This window comes from Pseudoalteromonas sp. SWYJZ19, from assembly GCF_015864375.1.
GTDB lineage: Bacteria > Pseudomonadota > Gammaproteobacteria > Enterobacterales > Alteromonadaceae > Pseudoalteromonas > Pseudoalteromonas arctica.
The window spans coordinates 1-20,684 of sequence record NZ_JADYXI010000006.1 but is presented as its reverse complement, the minus strand read 5'-3'; the positions used below and the strand labels follow the sequence as shown (position 1 = coordinate 20,684).

The window sequence follows — 20,684 nt, the reverse complement described above, 5'->3', positions numbered from 1 at the left end:
ATTAAACAAAATCAACTCGTTATTTTAAACGACTCGATAACAACAATTAAAATCGATGGTTATAACACACACTTTACTTATTAAATTGTGCTAGATCAGCAAATAAGCACTTTTTATTTTTTAACATTTCCAGTAGATTGTCACCGCCGTCACACAATAGAGAAGTACAATAATATGAGCGCAGTTAGAGGCGAGTTCAGCTCTCGCTTTGGTTTTATTATGGCCGCCGCGGGTTCTGCCGTTGGTTTGGGCAATATTTGGGGATTCCCTACACAAACAGCAAGTAATGGCGGTGCTGCATTTTTAGTCGCATATTTAGTGCTTGCGTTCTTTTTAGCCTACCCCGCTTTAATGGCTGAACTTATGATTGGTCGTCATGGCCAAGCAAATGCGGTTTCATCACTTCAAAAAATATCTAATAAGCCATGGCAAAAACACTTTGCCTTTATTGTTGGTTTTGGCGGTATTTTATGTGCTGGCTTTATATTAAGTTTTTACGCCATTGTTGCTGGTTGGATGCTCAGCGCTACAGCTGAACCCATAGCCACTTTAGTTGGTGCCAACACAGCATCTACATGGTTAAGCGAGCAATCACTTACCCGAAACATTATATTCACTCTCGTCTTTATCGTACTAACTGTCGCTATTATCAGTAGAGGCGTTGAGAACGGTATTGAAAAATGGTCAAAACGTTTAATGCCCGCTCTTTTGGGGATTTTATTTGCACTTATTGCTTATGTAATGACCCAAGATGGCGCAATGGAAGGTTTAAAGGCTTACTTAGTTCCTGATTTTTCGTCTATTTTTGACGCAAAACTATTAGTTAGCGCACTAGGACAAGCTTTTTTCTCTTTATCGCTAGGTACTAGCGTAATGATTATTTACGGCTCGTACATCAGCAAAAAAGAAAATCTTGTTTCTTTAGGTGCCTATGTAACCCTTATTGATGTATTTATAGCCTTTGTAGCGGGTTTACTGATTATTCCGGCTATGTATGTAGCGCAAGCTCAAGGCGTTGAAATATTCTCGGCCTCAACAGGTAAATTACTCTCTGAAGATACGTTAGTATTTCAGGTACTCCCTGCTTTATTTGATGGAATGGGCGAAGTTGGCTTATTTGTGGGCTTTTCATTTTTTGCGTTAATGAGTATTGCCGCTTTAACGTCATCTATTTCAATGTTAGAGGCGCCAGTATCATACACTGTAGAACGCTTTGGGATGAAACGCGTTCAGGCAACCTGGTTGATTGGAGCTTTAATTGCTATCGTTAGCATTATAATTGTGTGTAACCTTAGCAGCTTATTTGGCTTAGTGATTACTTTAACTACAAAAGTAGCTCAACCTTTGCTTGGCCTGATGTGTTGTATATTTGTAGGCTGGATTTGGTACAGAAGCTCATTACTTAAAGCAATTAAAGAAGGTAATCCTGAGGTCCATAACACATTGTTTTGGAAAATATGGCCTTGGTATACCAAGTTTGTGTGTCCACTTGCTATTGGTATGGTGTTTTTACACTCACTCTTGAGCTAAATAATACCTTAACCTTAAAATAGTCTTAAATTAAAATAGCCCACATTAGTGGGCTTTTTTATAGCTGCTTAAATTGGATTTATTTAGTGAGTTTTAAAATCATATCTTGATGAGGTATACCGTCTTCTAAATATTCACTTTTATAATCCTCAAAGCCAAAAGAGCGGTAAAAATCAAGTAAGTAAGTTTGTGCACCTATATAAATATCTCGCTCAGGCCATTGTGCTTTGCAGCAGTCTATAGCTTTAGTAATAAGTAAAGTAGCATACCCATTACCACGCGCTCCTTCACTCACTAGCACGCGACCTATTGCGCTGTATTGCTCACTTTTGTCATAACAACGCGCATAAGTTTGTAGTTGCTCATTATCCAATGTATATAAATGCTGTGTATTTGAAGCAATATCTACATCATCAAGTTCAGGGTAAGGACATTTTTGCTCTACAACAAACACATCAACCCGCCCACGCATAATAGTAAAAAGAGTCTGTGTATCAAGAGCGTCAAACTGCTCACATTTAAACTGCATATTAAATCCTATAAGCAAAAAACCCAGCTTAGGCTGGGTTTATTAAAATCACTCGCTAGCTTAGTTAGCTTATACTAAGTAAATAAGCGCTCTAGCTGATCACACAACTGCGATAGATTCACATGATCGTGCTCTATGGTCAAATCTACATAACCATCGCCTTTAAAGGCTCTGTCTAGCTCTATAAGCACATGTGTTTTATGTGCCTCTGGTACAAACGATAATTCAATCTCCTGAATGCCAAATAAGCTGCGGCTATTAGGTTTATACTCAAGTTCTTGGTAACACCCAGATAATGACTGAAAAGTTGAAGCCCGTAAGTGACCTTTTTCTACGTCAGCTTTCATTAAACTAAAACCTAACTTTTCCATCGCTTGCATACACGTTTTAACCGCTTCATTAGGGTAAATGTGTAAATGATCTTTATCTGTTGGGTCAAGTGCTAAGTCTATATCTAGGCCTGTTTCTAGCCATACATGTGATTGATTATAACCTGCATTAATTTCTGTAATAGGTGTTTCAGAATGAAGACGTGCTTCAAAAGGGATGTTTTTAACTTCGCCTGGCTCAATTGTACCAATATCTGTAATTCGCCATTGCTCAATTACATGATTAGTAAAATAATCGCCATCATCACCCGCAACTTTAACACGAGTCATTAATAATAAATCTAAGCCAGCGATATCTTGGCTAACATCCCCTGCTGTGATAACTATTTGTGCGTTAAAAAGTTGACCTGGTTGTAGGTGTTCAGTTTCTAAAATAGTGTCTACTTTTGCAGCACCAATACCTACCGACGCTAAAATCTTTTTAAACATATCTCTCTCCTTAAGCTGAGCTGCTCTATTATTTGCTCTGGCTTAAACTTCTTCGTTATCGCATCTTAACCATATTTAAAAGCTAATGTCAGTGAAAAAATGTTATTTACATACTATTTACGATTAAATAAGTGTTTAATGCGCATTTTTCATACGCAGCAAGGCAAGTAATTGATTAGACGCGTTCATTTTTAGGTCTATTATATTTTCAATGGCATAAATTTTTCGTTACACTGCAACACCAAATGAAGTGATATTAAGAATTATGGAACTAATCTATTTTGCTGCCGCGTTTGTTTGTGGTTTTGCCGTTTATCAATTAAAACTACCTCCTCTTATTGGATTTTTATTAGCAGGCTTTGCTTTAAATTTATCGGGATATAAAAGTACAGAGTTGCTCGATACAATTGCAGCCCTTGGCGTTACCCTTCTTCTTTTTAGTATTGGCTTGAAACTTAAAGTTAACAGTTTAATTAAACCTCAAGTTTGGGCACCTGCAACATTGCATATCATTTTTAGCAGTGCGTTATTTAGTGGCTTTATGCTGTTACTTGGCGTATTCGCTATTCCACTATTTGTTGATTTAAGTTGGCAAAGTGCTTTATTAGTTGGGTTTGCGCTTAGCTTTTCAAGTACTGTATTTGCAGTGAAAGTGCTTGAAGAACGCGGGGAAATGGCAAGCTTACACGGTAAAATAGCCATTGGTATATTGGTAATGCAAGATATCTTTGCTGTTATCTTTTTAGCTATTAGCACCGGCAAAGTCCCAAATTTATGGGCAATTGCACTAATAATTGCTTTGCCTTTATTACGACCTGTAATGTATGGCGTATTGAACCGATCTAAACATGGTGAACTATTACCATTGTTTGGTTTTTTCTTTGCTCTAGTTGCTGGTTATCATGCATTTGAATTTGCAGGCCTAAAAGGCGATTTAGGTGCATTAATAATAGGAATGATGTTTGCCCCTCACAAAAAGGCAGGCGAGCTATCAAAATCCCTGCTTAATTTAAAGGACATATTGCTAGTTGGCTTCTTCTTAAGTATTGGTTTGAGCGCAGAGCTAACCACTAACTCCTTGATTGTTGCTATTATACTTATTTTAGTATTACCCGTTAAAATAGCGCTTTATTATGTGTTCACTAATATATTTAAACTACGCGCGCGTACATCATTACTTACTGCTTTTAGCTTATCTAACTACAGTGAGTTTGGTTTAATTGTATGTGCAGTGGCTGCAACTACAGGCATGATCACCTCTGAATGGCTAGCTGTAATGGCAATTGCTGTTTCTATTACCTTTATAATTGCCTCCCCATTAAATAAACGTTCAAACGAGTTGTACGTCAAAATTGAGCACTGGTTATTAAAGTTCGAAAGCAAAACTCGTTTAGCTGAAGAGCTACCTGTTAACCTTAACGATACTAGAATAGTCATTTTTGGTATGGGACGTATTGGTACTGGTGCTTATGAGACTATCAACGCGACTCACCCAAATGTTGTTGCAGGTATAGATATAAAACCTGAGGTGGTAGATAAGCACGTTAACAGAGGCCGCAACGTCTTAATTGCTGATGCAACCGACCCTGACTTTTGGCAACGAGTAAATCACTCACAAGTAGAAATGGTTATGCTTGCAATGCCAAAGCATATGCAAAATATCTTTGCTCTAGAGCAGCTACAAGCCTCTGGTTATAAAGGCCAAGTAACAGCTATTGCAAACTACCCTGATCAACAAAAAGAACTAGAAGAAATGGGTGTTCATTCTACTTATAACTTTTACCTAGAAGCCGGTAGTGGTTTTGCAGAGCACGTTAAACAAGAGCTATTTAACGAATAATTACTTTTTATAACGTCTATAAATAACAAGGCCTTAATTAGTTAAGGCTTTGTTATTAGTTTTTAAATAAAAAGCAATTCTATTTACATTCCTTTACAAGCCAATTCACCACAACAATGAAAAACAGGTAGACTAACTGTGTTGGTTAAATAAGAACCCATGTTCTAATAATAACTTAATTAGATCCCAGCTAATTAAAGTTCAACTAGGTTTATATCAATCAACATAAAATTATTAAATCAGAGGGCCTACTCCCTCGCAAAATAGGCTGTTTCTTGCCCGTCACAGCCTATTTTATATCTCTAAAATCCCTTACACTTACGCATACTTTAAATACATAAGTAGTTTTTATGGATCCAAAACAACTAAAAATAGCTATTAATACCATAATGCCGTTTGGAAAATATGCAGGACGGCCATTGCTTTTACTGCCAGAGCCTTATTTAGTCTGGTTTAATCAGCAAGGGTTTCCTGACTCAAAACTAGGTAGTCAACTTGCGATGATGTATGAGGTAAAACTAAATGGCCTTGAGCAAATGTTAATGCCATTACTTGAAAAAAATAAAAATAGTTGAGAACTTTTTTAAGTACTTGCGGTCTATTGTATTGCTACTTGTTGATTTTGGTTTTTAACCACAAAAAAAGCGCCTCTAGGCGCTTTTTTTATGTCTTTAATTTGAGGGGTAAATATACAATAAATTTAGCACCACCTAAGCTTGAGCTTTCTGCTTTACACTCTCCTTGGTGCCACGACACAATTTTAGCAACTATAGCGAGTCCTAAACCAAAACCACCGGTATCCTTGCCTCTACTTTTATCTAGTCGAGTAAAAGGTTTAAATACATTTTCTCGCTCAGCGGGAGCTATCCCCTCACCATCATCTTCAACAATCAATACGATGTGTTTTGTCTCTTGTAGCAATGAAATTTTAACTTGTTTATGAGTGTATTTGAGCGCATTGCCAATTAAATTTTGAAATACTCGCGCCATAAAGTGACTATCACAGTAATAACTTAAATGCTCAGGGAGGTTTACGGAGAGCGTTGTTCGGGCTTCAAAGTTTAGCTTTTCAACAGTTGTTTTTACCAGCCCAGCTAAGTCACAGTTTATTGGCTGTAAACTAGGTTGTTGAGAGTCTAATCGCGCGTATTCGAGCATTTCAGAAACTAGTGACTCAAGCTCGCTAATGTCTGTTTGCATGTTTGTTAAGTATTTCTCACCTTTTTCGTCAAGCATTTGTTCTTGCAGCATTACAATTGCAAACTTTAAACGTGCTAGTGGTGTTCTAAACTCATGCGACACCGATGAGGTAAGTTCTTGCTGCGCACTAAGTAAAAACTCAATACGTTGCTGCATTACCTTTAATGTATCAGTAATAGGTAAAAAGAAAGACTTAGAAGAGTCGTTTAGTTGAAAGTCTTGCAAACCCTCTACCGCTTCACACGCTTTACGTAGCTTTGCAAAGTCGCGCCATAGTAAAAAGCTCCACAGCCCAACAGGTATACCTACAATAATAAGTAGTAATAAATACGGCCAAACAGAAGATGATTCCTGCGTTAATACACCTACCGGTCCTACTTGAAGTAATGAATCATTACCGAGATCTACATACCAAACAATGCGTTGTTGCTTATCGTATAAGTATAAGTAGTGGTTTTGGTTGAGCTGCGATTGTTGTTTTTGAGGGAGTATTAAATCACGTCGTTCAATCACTTTACTTTCAAAGTTGTGCTTTAATTTTTTAAGACCATTTGGAGTTTGTGAGAGCAACCAGAGTGATTGCCCAAACTCATCATCTAAGAAGACCTGTTGTTGCGACTCTTCGTAAGGCCACAATTGCTCTATAACACCGCTTACTACAAACAAAGAAACGATGATATATAAATATAAGCTGGTAAACAGTTTTCCCATTAAAGCCGACTAACCTTAAATAGTTCTAAAGATCCCATGCATCAGAAACAAATAAGTAGCCTTGTCCCCATACAGTTTTTATACGATATGGCTTATCGCTGTTGTCGCCTAATTTTTTACGAATTCGTGATACGCGTACATCCACAGTTCTATCAAGTCCATCGTATTGGCGGCCAATCATATGCTGGTGCACATGTTCTCGACTTAGTACTTCACCCGCATTTGACGCTAATAGCCATAGTAACTCAAACTCGTGCGAAGTTAATACAATCTCCGAATCACTTAGTTTTACAATACGACTTGTTTTATCAATGACTAAATCACCAAACTGGAGCTCTTCGCTTGATTTTACCATGGGTTGTCCACGACGCAGTAATGCATTAATTCGCGCTAGTAATACACGTGGCTCTGCTGGTTTTATTACATAATCATCAGCGCCAAGCTCTAAGCCAAGTACTTGGTCGAAATCTTCACCTTTAGCAGTCAACATTAAAATTGGTAGAGTAAATTTATCTCTTACTTGGCGGCAAACGCTAAAGCCATCTTTACCTGGCAGCATAACGTCTAAAATCATTAAATCGGGTGTATTGTTTTCTAAGTAATTAAACACTTCGTCACCACGGTCTAATACTTCGACTTCAAGGCCATTATGTTCAAGGTAATCTTTTGTTAGTTGTTGTAAACCGAGATCATCTTCAACAAGTAAAATTTTTGGCATTAGTTGCTCCTAAATTAAAAAAAGCTCCACGGAGAGCGAAGCCTACGCCTATTTTTTTTAGCATGGGCGCTTTGTACTTCAACCTGTGTTTTTGCTATTAACACACCCGTATGAGGATTGATTAAGGAGTATATGGTCTCCACCTGAACACGCGCTTTATAATTAAATTGCCCAGAAAGTTGTTGCTCCCAGCATTGAAGCCGTTGCTCTTGCTGATACAAACAGACATCACTGTAGGCGTTTAATTGCCATTTAAATTGTAAATCAAGATCGCAAAAACCCTGCTGTTCAGAGACAACGCAGACTTTTGGAGAAACGCTAAAAAAAGGGGTTTGTGCCACACTAAAACCACTAAAAAAAGTGGTAATAAAGACAACTAATATTAAATACTTCATATTAAAAAGTACGATCGAATCCTATAAATGCAGTCATTGAATAAGTACGTTCGAAGAGCGGACTGCCATCCATAGCCGAATAGTCGTAATATGCTACATGAAAACGAAGAGAGTCAGCCTTACTCAGTGGCCAACGGGCGTCGATTTTAGCATAAGGTTGCCAACTACTACCAACGTCTATTTTGCCAAATTGAGTTTCACCCTCATTAAGTCCATAAAAATAGCTATTTAGTTCCGCAGATTTATAGTTTATTCCAAGTGTTGGCTTTATTTTGAGCTTTCCTATCACAGTATGATACTGCCACTGTAATGCTGCGCGTACACCTCGATAAACATCGGTTATATCATGCAGAGCCTGAACCGAAAAAACATGGTCTTCATTTACATAGTGATATGCAATACCCGCATCCAGTGCAATTTGCCGTTTATGTAAATTATCAATATTAACATAGCGAGAGGACGAGGCTTCATCTTGCATTACGAACTGATTGTTGAGGGCACTACTTTGTAGTGTAAATACATTTTTAGGGTGCCAGTCTATAAAAAAGCGAGACTCAGAGTTGAGTTCACCAACTAGATTAAAGTGATGCTTAGGGGTTTGCAAAAATGAATAACCAAGACGGCCATTATCAAAAAACCATTGCTCTGCATAAAACGCAACTTGAGGAATAAGCACGAGCGGAATATTATCTCCACCATGCAAAGGGTTGGTTATAACTCCAGCCCCCACGCTTAAACTCAAATGCAGACGATCGGTTGTTATATCTTGCTCTGTATAATCATCAGCATGCTTGCTTGCCTGTGTTGCTTGCACCGAAAGGCAAACAAACAAAGTGCTAAAACATAGAGCTGTTAATAATGAGAAGGCATACCGCATCAGCGTAAATCAAAGTATCAAAATAAGTGAGTTCCCCATACTAGCAAGGTCTTTTTAAACTAGCTCTAGCTGGTTACAATTATTCACAATTTGTATACAAAAATGTTAACTTTATGCTTTTCGGACTATTTATCTTTCAAGGTAGTTGTGTCTAAGGACTATATTTTGAGTTGCTTGTGTAATTTTTGACTAATAGTACTTTAAGATCCTTTGAAAATGAGGCACTACGTAGCAAATGCAATTATTCAAATAAAAAATTACTAAGAGCTAACTCGCTAAAGCTCTATTGGGTTTTACCTGCTTGTTTACCAAAACTGAAGTTGGATTAAATCGCCCTAAATTGAGCGGCTTTAACCCAAATAAATCAGAAACCTCTGGCACTTATTAAATATCAGGGGCTATTTCTATACGATTTCGTCCATGTGTTTTGGCAATGTATAAGGCTCTATCTGCACGCTCAACTAAAACAGAACTATTTGTAAATGGCCGTAAAATTGCTAAGCCAAAACTTGCTGAAATAGCACGTTTTGCAGTTACATCATGCTTTTTACGAATCGCCAATTTTGCTATTGCTAAACGAATACAATCTGCAAATGCTATTATATCGTTAATAGTGTCAAAGTAGGCTGTTATGCAAAACTCCTCGCCACCATATCTATACACATTTGCAGCTTCAGTTGTATTTTCTCTCACTTTTTTAGCAACTAGCCTAAGGACTTCATCACCCTTTTGATGGCCAAAATCATCGTTAAAGCGCTTAAAATGATCAATATCAAACATAATGAGTACGGCAAGAGAGTCTTCTTGCGCTTGCTCTGAGTATTCGAGGCAAAAGTTTACAATATCAGAATCAAACTTACCTCGATTATAAAAACCCGTAAGCGTGTCGGTATCGGCTGCTTCCTTTGAAATATTGAGTGCTTCTTTTAAATCTTTTATTTCATTGTAGGCAACGGCTAATTTAGTCTGAAACTCCCGAGCATAATCTTGCATTGCAATAGAATCGTCGGTTAAACGCTCAACACAACCTAGTATCTCATTGTAAGAGTTTACATCAACAAGCATATTTAATTCATTTTGTGAGTCGACTAAACTCGTCGTAAAGCTTTTAGAGTGATCAAGCGTTGTGCTTATATCTTGCTGAACTTGCTCCATAGTTGTATGAAATTTTTCAGTCATTTCTTGAAAAAAAACGAGATCGTCTTGCGTTAAATATTTATCAAAAATTTCTTTTGCTTTGTCTTGTGAACATGTTTGTTGCAGAGCAATAACATGGTCTAACTCAGCATTTAATGAAGGTTTGTTTCCTTGAATATAACAGTACCAAATTGCATAGTTGATGGGTGTAACCGGCATTCGGTATTTTACCATCAAAGGAATCGCCTTTTTTAGGCATTGAGCAGAATGAGCAAGTGATACGGCGTGGTTCATAAATAAACTCTCAAGCGTCATTGTTTTTATTATTAGCGCTCAATGTTAAGTAATAGTAAACTTATACGCAACCTATATTCATACTATTTAACTAACTTGCTTATTCTCTGCGCGCATTAAATCGCTTTTGCATCTAAAGTTTGCGCAATATTCCACAAAGCACTGATTGCAGGGTCATTTAACTCTTTCCTTAATACTGCCAAACCAATATCAAACCCATCAGGCGCTTGCATTTTTGGTGTTAGTATTTGTACTTTATCTTGCAGCGGGCTGTTATCTAGCACTATTTTAGGGACCATTGCGACACCTAATCCTAAGCTCACCATAGATACCATTGCTTCGTGCCCAGCAACTTGTGCGTAAATTTTCCCGTGAATATTATTTTTGCGCCACCAGTGTTCTAACCTTTGGCGAGAAAAACCTTGTTCTGGCACAATAAATTCTAAATCAGACCAATTAATGCCATCACTATTGTGTGTTAATTTTTCTGTGATCGGACATTGAATTTTTGGTCCAATTAATAAAAGTGGAGAATGCCCTATATCTACAAAAGCAATTTGCGCCGGTAACTTATTTGGCTTAGCTGCAATAGCCATTAATTCATGCCCATCTAACACACGGTTTATAGCAAGTGCAGGGTCGCCTGTATTTAATGTTATTTCTATATACTGATGCTGCGCACGAAGTTGCTCTAATATTTGATGTAAAAAACTATAAGATGCAGTAACCGAGCAATAAATACTTACTTTGCCGTAAATATGTTGTTGTGGGTCTTTCACATTCGTTTTAAAACGCTGCCAATTAGCAAGCGTTGCTGTGGCGTAATCAATAAACGACTCACCCTCACGCGTTAATTTAACACTGCGGTTATCGCGTACAAATAATGCAACACCTACCTCTTCTTCCAAGTGTTTTATATTGCGGCTCAAAGTGGGTGCGCTTATATGACAAAGCTCGCTTGCGCGTCCAAAATGAAGTGTTTTAGCCAGTGCTAAAAAGTAGTTTAAATGTTTATGATCCATGCCAAACCCAGTATTTCATATTATGAAACACTTTAATTCAAATATATCATTTTACGCAAGCAACGATTTTACATATGGTGTTTGTAAGCGCAATAAACCTTGCGCATCTAACAAACATGACTTTATAGGACACTAACAATGGCGAATTATTTCAATACCTTACCTTTACGCGAGCAATTAGCGCAATTAGCGCAATGTGAATTTATGGACGCAGGCGAATTTGCCGATGGCGTTGACGCACTTAAAGGTAAAAAACTAGTTATTGTAGGCTGTGGCGCACAAGGTTTAAACCAAGGCTTAAACTTACGTGACTCTGGTTTAGATGTTTCTTACACATTACGTGCTTCAGCTATTTCTGAGCGTCGCCAATCATTTTTAAATGCGTCTGAAAACGGCTTTACTGTTGGTACTTATGAAGAATTAATTCCTACCGCTGACGTAGTACTTAACTTAACACCAGACAAACAACATACCGCTGTAGTAAGTGCAATTATGCCACTTATGAAAAAAGACTCTACACTTGCTTACTCTCATGGTTTTAATATCGTTGAAGAAGGCATGCAAGTACGTGAAGACATTACTGTAATCATGGTTGCACCTAAGTGTCCTGGTTCTGAAGTACGTGAAGAATACAAACGCGGTTTTGGTGTGCCAACTCTGATCGCAGTTCACCCAGAAAATGACCCTCAAGGCCTTGGTTTAGCACAAGCTAAAGCGTATGCAGCGGGTACTGGCGGACATCGCGCAGGTGTACTTAAATCATCATTTATTGCTGAGGTTAAGTCTGACCTAATGGGCGAGCAAACCATTTTATGTGGCATGTTACAAACTGGCTCTATTTTATGTTTTGATAAAATGGTAGAAAAAGGCGTTGATGCGGGTTATGCATCAAAACTAATTCAATACGGCTGGGAAGTAATTACCGAAGCACTTAAGTACGGCGGCGTTACTAACATGCTTGACCGCCTTTCAAACCCAGCAAAAGTAAAAGCGTTTGAACTAAGTGAAGAGCTAAAACTAATTATGCGCCCGCTTTATAATAAGCATCAAGATGACATCATCGACGGCACTTTCTCACGCACTATGATGGAAGACTGGAATAACGATGACGTAAACTTACTTAAATGGCGCGCAGAAACAGCAGAAACTAACTTTGAAAAGACCCCTGCTGGCGATGTAGAAATCTCTGAACAAGAATTTTTTGATAACGGTATTTTAATGGTAGCAATGGTTAAAGCAGGTGTTGAACTTGCATTTGAAACCATGACAGCAGCCGGCATTATTGAAGAGTCGGCCTACTACGAGTCATTACACGAAACGCCATTAATCGCCAATACTATTGCGCGTAAAAAGCTTTTTGAAATGAACCGTACTATCTCTGATACTGCAGAATACGGCTGTTATTTATATAACCATGCATGTTTACCATTACTTGCTGATTTTATGAAAAACGTTGATACAGACATTATCGGTAAAGGCCTTGGCGAGCACAGTAACCAAGTTGATAACCAAACATTAATTCAAATTAACGCTGCATTGCGCGAACACCCAGTTGAAAAAGTAGGTGCTAAATTACGTGGCTACATGTCAGCAATGAAAAAGATTGTTTAACCCTAAACAATAAATGTTTCGCTTGTTAGAAACCAAGCCCGTATGCTTTTTGCATGTGGGCTTTTTTATGCCTGTTAATAAAACTTTAATCAATCTGGTATATCTTTGCCTATTCTGCTTAGCCAATATTTAGTTCCAAATAAATAATGTGCTAATATGTTTTTCTATTTAGTTGTAAAATTAATTAATATCATGACGATACAAAATCTTTCGATCACTCAAAAAATCACAGCTTTAGGCAGTGTTATTGCTATATGCGTAGCCGCACTGATTGGTTTGACTTCCCTACACAGCTCAGAGGATATTATTGAGCGACGTATGATTGAGTCAGAGCTCCCTAGTAAACTGCAAACAATCAGCAATCACATAGGCGGTGAAATCAACGAGTTACTCGGTGCTGCTCAGCAACTATCATCAAACGAATTTATTTTACAATGGGCTCAATCAAACAACCAAGACGATACATTACTATTAAAAGAATTAAATCGCGTTGCCCAGCAATACGATTTAGCCACAGCATCTTGGGCAAATAGAGACACTGCACAGTACTGGAACCAGAATGGGTTTTTGCGTGTGTTAAAAAACGATGCAGCCGATGGCTGGTTCTTTGCTTTTAAGCAATCAAAACAACCTTACTCTATCAGTATTTATCAAGAGTCAGCCAATGATGTGAAAATGTTTGTAAATCATCAGCAAGCTAATGGGACTGGTTTAGCAGGTCTTGCAAAAAGCATCACTGATATGCAAAAGCTATTACAGCAATTTAAAATTGAGCAAACAGGCTTTGTATTCATTGCAGATAAAAGTGGATTGATTCAGCTTCATAAAGATGCAAGTAAAGTAGCTAAAGCAAACATTGATGATTTATATACTGCAAATATTCACAGCCAACTATTTAATAGTAATGGCTTTGCACTAGAAGAAATTAATTTAAATGGCGAACCGACACTTGTAGCTGCTATGCCTATTAAAAACACCGATTTATATGTTGTAGCCCAAGTGCCAAAAAGTGAAGTTTTCGCAAGCGTAAACACCCTGCAATGGCAAATATTTACTTTTACGGTAATTACAGCATTGGTTGCGAGTTTAATCAGTTATTTGCTTGCTCGCTCACTTTCATCTCCACTTTCTAAAATGGCTGAGTTATTTTCACGCTTAGGCTCTGGCGATGCAAATTTAGCATACCGCTTACCAGAATCGAGCCAACCAGAGCTTAACAATCTAAGTAACGGCTTTAACCAGTTTATAAATAAAATAGAAACAGCGATTACTCAAGTTGCGAGCGAAAGTCACGATATTAGAAAAAGCTCTGATCATGTATTTGAACAAGCAAAACGGAACTCCCAAGCAATAGACAACCAAAAAGAACAAACAATATCTGTCGCAGCAGCAATCAACGAAATGGGCGCTACAGTACAAGAAATAGCGCAAAGCGCAGCAAATACAGCTAAGTTAACCGATAACAGCCGCGAAAATACTATTCAAAGCCATAAACAAGTACTCCAAAGCCAAGTAACTATATCAGCCCTTGCCAGCGATATTGATGGCATAACAGAGCAAGTTACTTTGCTTTCTAAAAAAACGGTTGATATTGCAAGTATTGTTGACTCAATTAGAGGCATATCGGATCAAACTAATCTACTTGCTTTAAATGCTGCAATTGAATCTGCTCGCGCAGGTGAACACGGACGCGGCTTTGCTGTTGTTGCTGATGAAGTACGTGCACTGGCAAACCGTACATCGCAATCAACCACCGAAATTCAATCTATGATTGAAGAGCTTACAAAAATATCTGATGATGTAGTTAATGATATTAGCCAATCGAAAGATAAAGCTCAGCAAAGCGTTGGTGCAATGCAAAGCTCTGTTGAATTACTTGATACGATAACCGAAACAGCAAATCAAATAAACGATATGGCTACGCTTATAGCGACTGCAACTGAGCAGCAAAGTAATGTGGTTGCCGATGTAAGTCGTAATATTGAGCAAATTAGCGAAATTAGCGATAAAGCAATGAGCGAACAAATCAATACAGAGCAAGCGATTCGCGACTTAGCCAACAGTGCACAAACACTTGATGCGCTTGTAGCTACCTTTGAACAGCATCGCTAAGCAGCTCTGATATTACACGCCAGCTATGAGCATAAGCTATATTCGAAGATAGTTTTTGCTCATAACGAATATGCTTAATTTACACAAACTAAGTACTTTTGCCATCGCCAGTATTAAATGCTAAAACGTACGCTTCCTTTTTAGCTCTAGGGAGCTTTTTTAATTGATACTCAAGCTTACTTGCTTCACTTTTATTACCTACTTGTTGTTGATGGATAAGTAAAAGAGGCCCTTTTCCTCTAAGGTTTTTAGCCCCTTTACCAGCTTGATGAGTTGCAAAGCGTTTTTCAACATTAGTCGTGATCCCTGTGTACCAATGACCAAATCGTGTTTCAACTATATATAAAAACCAAGTAGACTCAGTTTTTAAAATATTCGTTTCAATATGCTGTAAACTTTTTTCATTATCAGTGGTCAAAACATTACCTTAACGCCCTTAACATAAAACAATTGCTTAAAAGGGTTTTACCTTCAGTGACTAATCGGTATCATGCAGATTATAAAAAATAAGGATCACAACTAACAATGCAGTCGTTAAAAACTTTTTCTCTTTGGCTTATCGTCGCTTTAACACTTAGCTCAGCAGCAGGTTGCTCTAGCTGGGTATACCGAATTAACATTCCACAAGGTAACTTTTTAGAGCAATCGGATGTTGAAAAACTTCGTGTAAATATGACCCGAGAGCAAGTTGTTTATGTATTAGGTAGACCTATTGCCGAGGACGCCTTTGATAACAATACTTGGCGCTATATTTACAGCTTTAATAAAGGCCGTAAAAACGAACAAAATAAAGAGTTAGTAATTAACTTTGAAAATGAAAAGTTAGTTTCAATCTCAGGTGATTATGACCAACCTGAAAACTTTACTACACCGCTAGAACAATAAACGTCTCAGGTAGTAAAAAAGGTGAGCATGGCTCACCTTTTTTATTGGTTTACTTAAAAAGCTTTTACCATTTTAAAAGACGTTAGCGTGTGATTTAATCTGTTAAATTGTTCGAAGTTTATGCCGATTGGTATTACTTCTCGAGTGGGCGACCACCCGTTATTTTATTTGCACGCCCCTCTTCTTTTGCTTTTTCTGCACGTTTTCTGCGGGCATCTTTAGGATCTGCAATTAGTGGACGGTATATTTCTATACGGTCACCGTCTTTTAATTCATAGTTAGCTTTTACAGTTCGATTCCACACACCTAACGTTAGCGATGTGGCATCTATTTCTGGGCACTTTTCTATAATACCTGACTGAATAACAGCTTGCTCGACTGTAGTCCCTTGTGGCACTTCAATTGATAAACACGTGGCCGTGGTCGGTAATGCAAAGACCACTTCAACATTAATCATACTCGCGCTCCATAAACCTGTTTTGCACGTTGAGTAAATGCACTCACCATATTTTTTGCTACATCGTTAAAAATCTTTCCAAAGGCAAGCTCTATTAACTTACTTGAAAATTCAAACTCTAGGTGCAAATGAACCTTACATGCTTTGGCGTCAAGCTCTTGAAAATGCCAGCGCCCTTTTAAGGTCTTAAACGGACCATCAACAAGGCGCAGTAACACGGTTTGCTCATCAACAAAGGTGTTTTCGGTGGTAAACCACTTTTTTATACCCGCCTTAGATATTTCTAAACTCGCGGTCATGTTATTATCGTGCTGTGAAACAATTTTTGAGTCTGAGCAATTTGGTAAAAACTGTGAATAAGCTTCTACATCATTAACTAGATCAAACATCTCTTTAGTGCTGTACATAACCAGCGCACTTTTTTCTATTTGTGGCATACTCACTCCCAACTGTGTGGGCGAATTTTAGCAAGCTTTGCGCGTTTCCCCAAATTTTCATGCTGCTTAAATTAAAGCTAAATTTTTAAAAGCATTATTAAAAAAATCGATGTAAAACATCTCACATTACGTATATTATAGGGCACTATGGCTAAGAAAAATTCATCAAAATCGACAAGTAATACCATCGCGCTAAACAAAAAAGCGCGACATGAGTATTTTTTACACGATAAGTTTGAAGCGGGTGTTGAACTACAAGGCTGGGAAGTTAAAAGTATCCGAGCTGGTAAAGTAAATATCACAGAAACTTATATTCATCTTAAAAATGGCGAAGCATTTTTACTTGGCAGTCAAATTCAGCCACTTATAAGTGCATCGACCCATGTAATTTGCGACCCGCTACGTTATCGTAAATTGCTATTAAGCAGACGCGAACTTGACCGTTTATTCGGTGCAACAGAGCGCGATGGCTATTCTTTAATAGCTACAGCGATGTACTGGAAAAAATGCTGGGTAAAACTTGAGTTTCATTTGGCAAAAGGTAAGAAATTACACGACAAACGCGAAGACGGTAAAGATAAAGACTGGTCGCGTGAAAAAGAACGCTTAATGAAGCATAAAGCATAATTAAAAACGCCTAATTTATTAGGCGTTTTTAATTTCACCTATATAAAAGCTCAAATAATACCAATTCTCTTAATTAAATAATCTACTTTGAAATAAGAAAATCGTATCGATAACAAGACAAAACTTGTTATACCAATCTGCTTATATATGGGGTCTATTTAACGTTAAGAAAATTACGCTAGAACTAGGCAAAAATTTTTATATCTAGTTGTTCTAAATAAAAAATTTTTAACGACGTTATAGTGCAATTTAATTCGTTAAATTGATCAAAGATTTATGCAGGTTGGTATTACTTAGCCATTATCAGCAATTACTCCTGCATTACCCCACCTCCTGTATCTAGCAGTCGTAAATCAGAAAATTTCAATGCCTTTAGCATCAATTTTAACCCCTCAAATTGATTAAGTATTACTGCGAATTGGTATTACATAATTGAATAAATTAAAAGTATAAAAACAAACATAAGTTTTAATTTATAGAAATAAATTATTACAAATTATTTCTATCATTAGCTATTCCACACATGGCTTCATGTAGCTATATGACAATTATTAACCCTATGTCCTATTCACGCTTAGTTTCACCTAGAAAACAAAGTATAAATAAGGTCATAAAACCCACAAAAAAGCATTGAAACTAATACTTAAATCACAAATTAAGCTAATTGCTAACACTTAAGTTACATGATATTAACACCCGCGCTTGTTAAGCAAATAATTTTACAATATATCGACAAGGACTTAAGGATGAAGCAATCAACTGCATTTACACCAAGCATTATTGTGGGCGCAACACTCGCATTATCAGCAGGTTTTACAACAACAGCCTACGCAGCAGAAGAAGCTAAAAAAGTAGAGCGAATTCAGGTTACTGGTTCTCGTATTAAGCGAACTGATATTGAAGGGCCTTCTCCGGTACAATCAATCGGTAGAGCTGAAATCGAAAACATGGGTTACGATAATTTACAGCAACTTCTAGAAAGAATGCCTGTAGCAGGTAGCGGTACTTTCTCTACTCGTGGTAACAACCAAGATTCAACCGCTAACGGTTCAGCTGCAGTAAGCTTACGTGGCTTAGGAGCCGATGCAACACTGGTATTAATTAATGGTCGCCGTGTATCAATTAGTGCCTTTGCTGAAGGTATCACCAACTCATTTGTAGATATTAACAGTATTCCTGTTTCTGCTATTGAGCGTATCGACATACTAAAAGATGGCGCTTCAGCTATCTATGGCTCAGATGCAGTAGCGGGTGTAGTTAACGTTATCTTAAAGAAAGATATTGATGGTGTTGAGATTAACCTAGGCTATGGCGGTACGGATGGTCCAAATTATGAAGAAACAACAGCAAGCCTAGTTTGGGGTACAACAAGCGAAAAAAGTAGTGCATCTGTTATTATCGATTACTTTAAAAACACATCTCTTTCTTCTGATGAAATGGGCAGCCTTGGCACTGCAAACCAAGCACCTTATGGTGGTGAAGATTTCCGTTCATCTCGTGGTTTCCCAGGCTACTTTTATGTGGATGGCGTTAAAACAATCGACCCTGCCTGTCCTGCTGAAAATGCAACTTCAAGTGGTAGCTGTTTATTTGATTACGGCCCATATGGATATGTTGCCCCAGCATCTGAGCGTGTAGGCGCTATTTCACAATTTGAATACCGCTTTGATAACGGCATTACTGGCTTTTTAGAAATGGCTGTTCAGCATAACAGCTCTGTCGCTGCAGGTGCACCAACACCACTTGATGAAGATGCAGGCCTTACGGTACCCGCTAATCACCCAAACAATCCATTTGGTGAAGACATTCAAATTGGTCGTTACCGTACAGTAGATGCAGGCGCTCGCCAATGGGACATTGAGTCAGACACCTTACGCTTTGTTGCAGGGTTAAAAGGCGAAATAAACGATTGGAGCTGGGAGACAGCGGTACAAAAAGGTCGCAGTAAATCACTACAAACAGGCGATCGTACACAAGGCTGGGTACGCACCGATTTCTTACAACAAGAAATTGATGCCGGTAACTATAATCCATTCGGTGGCACATATAACGACCCAGCTGTAATTGACAGAATCACAACTAGCTTAGTGCGTCGCGGTGAGTCTCATATGACCTCTTTTGACGCTAACATTACAGGTGAAGCGTTTAGTTTTGGTGGCGAAGCTGTAATGATGGCCGCCGGTATTGAGTACCGTGAAGAAGATGTAAATGATATCCCTGATGATCAATTTCAACGTGGCTTAATATTTGGTACTGAATCAGTATCAGCTTCTGCTGATCGTGAACAATACGCTGCATATGTTGAGTTCTCAATCCCACTTGCTGAAAACCTCGAACTACAATTAGCCGGTCGTTACGATGATTATAGCGACTTTGGTACAACAACAAATCCAAAAATAGCTCTGCGCTGGGCACCGACTGATGAAGTAACGGTTCGTGGTTCTTGGGCGCAAGGCTTTAGAGCGCCTTCGTTAGCGCAAATAGGCTTAGGTCCATCACAAAAAAGCCAATTTTTTGTTGATACACAGCGCTGTGAACAAACAGGATTAGATTGCCAAGCACTTGATTACAACATTGAGTTCTCTGGTAACCCTGATTTACAAGCAGAAGAGTCAGAATCATGGAACGTGGGCGTTATCTGGGCACCAACAGCTGAGTTTGGTTTAAGTGTTGATGTATGGAGCATTACTCAAGATAATAAAATCGATGAAGAAGAATTTGGTCCTATTTATGCTGCAGAATGTGGTAACCAAAATAGTACCGTATGTGTTCGTTTAGCTCCTACAGGCGGAGCAAGCTTAGGCACAATACAAAAAATACACAGCACATTTAAAAATTTATCATCGCAAGAAGTGTCTGGTGTTGATGTTTCAGCAAACTATAACCACTCTCTTGATGACTTAGGTTTACTTAAATTTAATTTAGAGTGGGCATATCAAGATAAGTTTGAAAAAGATGGTCGTGATTACACGGGTGAATATGGCTACCCAGAGCATCGCTTTATTTTCTCAACCAACTGGGAAATTGGTGAGTTTAACACCAATGTAAATATCAGTTATGTAGGCGAATTTGAAGATACGCCTGATATCGACTTTGATGGCAATTTAGACTTTGATAGCAATACTTCACGTATGATTGACTCGCAAACGCTTGTTGATTTACAAACGTCGTACCGTATTACTGAATCAGCTAAAATATCTTTAGGTGTTAATAACTTATTTGATGAAGAGCCACCATTTGCAATTGGTGATGGCGATGGCGATTTATACGGTTATGCATCAGCTGTGCATAATCCTCGTGGCCGCTACTTGTACACTAAAGTAAGCTTTTCTTTCTAAATAAAAGACACAAAAAAACCGCCAATTGGCTAACACCGATCAGTTAAGGTATTTTTGATCGGTTGACCGATCTTTTGGTTGCTTCACAATACCCTTATCATCTTTTGATTATGAGGGTATTTTTATGCTTAGTCATTGGTTACTTG

Annotated in this window: 19 protein-coding genes; 8 read left to right on the top strand and 11 right to left on the bottom strand. The window is 38.0% G+C overall.

Translation table 11 applies throughout. The features are described 5' to 3' along the window. Nucleotides 1-174 precede the first annotated feature (174 nt). The gene (locus I6F45_RS07580) at nt 175-1,530 is read left to right on the top strand and encodes a sodium-dependent transporter (RefSeq protein ID WP_165739754.1); all 1,356 of its coding nucleotides are present in this window, start codon (nt 175-177) and stop codon (nt 1,528-1,530) included. 79 nt (nt 1,531-1,609) lie between these two features. Here I6F45_RS07580 and I6F45_RS07575 read toward each other — a convergent pair whose 3' ends face one another. Beyond that, entirely contained in the window at nt 1,610-2,059 is a 450-nt protein-coding gene (locus I6F45_RS07575) for a GNAT family N-acetyltransferase (RefSeq protein WP_165728719.1), read from the bottom strand. Between the two features lie 74 nt (nt 2,060-2,133). Further along, nucleotides 2,134-2,877 carry a sporulation protein gene (locus I6F45_RS07570; RefSeq protein WP_007586609.1) on the bottom strand — a complete coding sequence of 248 codons (744 nt, stop codon included), beginning with the start codon at nt 2,875-2,877 and terminating at the stop codon, nt 2,134-2,136. A 265-nt stretch (nt 2,878-3,142) separates the two neighbouring features. Here I6F45_RS07570 and I6F45_RS07565 point away from each other — a divergent pair, with 265 nt between their 5' ends. Both I6F45_RS07565 and I6F45_RS07560 read left to right on the top strand, forming a co-directional pair. Then, nucleotides 3,143-4,717: a cation:proton antiporter family protein gene (locus I6F45_RS07565; RefSeq protein ID WP_007586608.1), complete on the top strand. Its 1,575-nt coding sequence runs from the start codon at nt 3,143-3,145 to the stop codon at nt 4,715-4,717. A 350-nt stretch (nt 4,718-5,067) separates the two neighbouring features. Next, nucleotides 5,068-5,292 (top strand): DUF3820 family protein, encoded by a 225-nt coding sequence (locus tag I6F45_RS07560; RefSeq protein ID WP_007586607.1) that lies wholly within the window; start codon nt 5,068-5,070, stop codon nt 5,290-5,292. Between the two features lie 88 nt (nt 5,293-5,380). Here I6F45_RS07560 and I6F45_RS07555 read toward each other — a convergent pair whose 3' ends face one another. From I6F45_RS07555 to ilvY, 6 genes are all read right to left on the bottom strand, one after another. Further along, entirely contained in the window at nt 5,381-6,628 is a 1,248-nt protein-coding gene (locus I6F45_RS07555) for an ATP-binding protein (protein WP_165740783.1), read from the bottom strand. A 25-nt stretch (nt 6,629-6,653) separates the two neighbouring features. Next, the gene (locus tag I6F45_RS07550; protein ID WP_007584133.1) at nt 6,654-7,346 is read right to left on the bottom strand and encodes a response regulator; all 693 of its coding nucleotides are present in this window, start codon (nt 7,344-7,346) and stop codon (nt 6,654-6,656) included. Between the two features lie 14 nt (nt 7,347-7,360). After that, a complete protein-coding gene (locus tag I6F45_RS07545; RefSeq protein ID WP_197116694.1) occupies nt 7,361-7,741 on the bottom strand; it encodes a DUF3019 domain-containing protein in 381 nt (126 codons plus the stop codon). Nucleotide 7,742: 1 nt separating this feature from the next. Then, on the bottom strand, nt 7,743-8,555 hold the full coding sequence (locus I6F45_RS07540; RefSeq protein ID WP_165728717.1) for a MipA/OmpV family protein: 813 nt from the start codon (nt 8,553-8,555) through the stop codon (nt 7,743-7,745). A gap of 447 nt (nt 8,556-9,002) precedes the next feature. Beyond that, nucleotides 9,003-10,049: a GGDEF domain-containing protein gene (locus tag I6F45_RS07535; RefSeq protein ID WP_197160114.1), complete on the bottom strand. Its 1,047-nt coding sequence runs from the start codon at nt 10,047-10,049 to the stop codon at nt 9,003-9,005. 116 nt (nt 10,050-10,165) lie between these two features. After that, nucleotides 10,166-11,071 (bottom strand): HTH-type transcriptional activator IlvY, encoded by a 906-nt coding sequence (gene ilvY / locus I6F45_RS07530; protein WP_165728716.1) that lies wholly within the window; start codon nt 11,069-11,071, stop codon nt 10,166-10,168. Between the two features lie 138 nt (nt 11,072-11,209). Here ilvY and ilvC point away from each other — a divergent pair, with 138 nt between their 5' ends. Together ilvC and I6F45_RS07520 are read left to right on the top strand one after the other, a co-directional pair. Further along, nucleotides 11,210-12,682 (top strand): ketol-acid reductoisomerase, encoded by a 1,473-nt coding sequence (ilvC, locus tag I6F45_RS07525; RefSeq protein WP_024589917.1) that lies wholly within the window; start codon nt 11,210-11,212, stop codon nt 12,680-12,682. A gap of 192 nt (nt 12,683-12,874) precedes the next feature. Next, nucleotides 12,875-14,794 carry a methyl-accepting chemotaxis protein gene (locus I6F45_RS07520; protein ID WP_165740782.1) on the top strand — a complete coding sequence of 640 codons (1,920 nt, stop codon included), beginning with the start codon at nt 12,875-12,877 and terminating at the stop codon, nt 14,792-14,794. An 88-nt stretch (nt 14,795-14,882) separates the two neighbouring features. Here the strand turns inward: I6F45_RS07520 and I6F45_RS07515 are convergent, their stop codons facing one another. Beyond that, nucleotides 14,883-15,212, bottom strand: coding sequence for a GIY-YIG nuclease family protein (locus I6F45_RS07515; RefSeq protein ID WP_197160112.1), 330 nt, complete (start codon nt 15,210-15,212; stop codon nt 14,883-14,885). Nucleotides 15,213-15,319: 107 nt separating this feature from the next. Between I6F45_RS07515 and I6F45_RS07510 the strand changes: the two genes are divergently transcribed. Beyond that, nucleotides 15,320-15,679, top strand: coding sequence for an outer membrane protein assembly factor BamE (locus I6F45_RS07510; RefSeq protein ID WP_004335706.1), 360 nt, complete (start codon nt 15,320-15,322; stop codon nt 15,677-15,679). A gap of 133 nt (nt 15,680-15,812) precedes the next feature. Here the strand turns inward: I6F45_RS07510 and I6F45_RS07505 are convergent, their stop codons facing one another. Both I6F45_RS07505 and I6F45_RS07500 read right to left on the bottom strand, forming a co-directional pair. After that, nucleotides 15,813-16,136: an RnfH family protein gene (locus I6F45_RS07505; RefSeq protein ID WP_007584122.1), complete on the bottom strand. Its 324-nt coding sequence runs from the start codon at nt 16,134-16,136 to the stop codon at nt 15,813-15,815. Beyond that, on the bottom strand, nt 16,133-16,573 hold the full coding sequence (locus I6F45_RS07500; protein ID WP_007584120.1) for a type II toxin-antitoxin system RatA family toxin: 441 nt from the start codon (nt 16,571-16,573) through the stop codon (nt 16,133-16,135). The genes I6F45_RS07505 and I6F45_RS07500 overlap by 4 nt, the downstream gene beginning before the upstream one ends. Before the next feature lie 147 nt (nt 16,574-16,720). On the opposite strand from I6F45_RS07500, the gene smpB reads away from it, so the two are divergent. After that, nucleotides 16,721-17,200 carry an SsrA-binding protein SmpB gene (gene smpB, locus I6F45_RS07495; protein WP_010553883.1) on the top strand — a complete coding sequence of 160 codons (480 nt, stop codon included), beginning with the start codon at nt 16,721-16,723 and terminating at the stop codon, nt 17,198-17,200. A gap of 746 nt (nt 17,201-17,946) precedes the next feature. Then, nucleotides 17,947-20,538, top strand: a complete 2,592-nt coding sequence (locus I6F45_RS07490) for a TonB-dependent receptor (RefSeq protein ID WP_024608153.1) — start codon at nt 17,947-17,949, stop codon at nt 20,536-20,538. Nucleotides 20,539-20,684 lie beyond the last annotated feature (146 nt).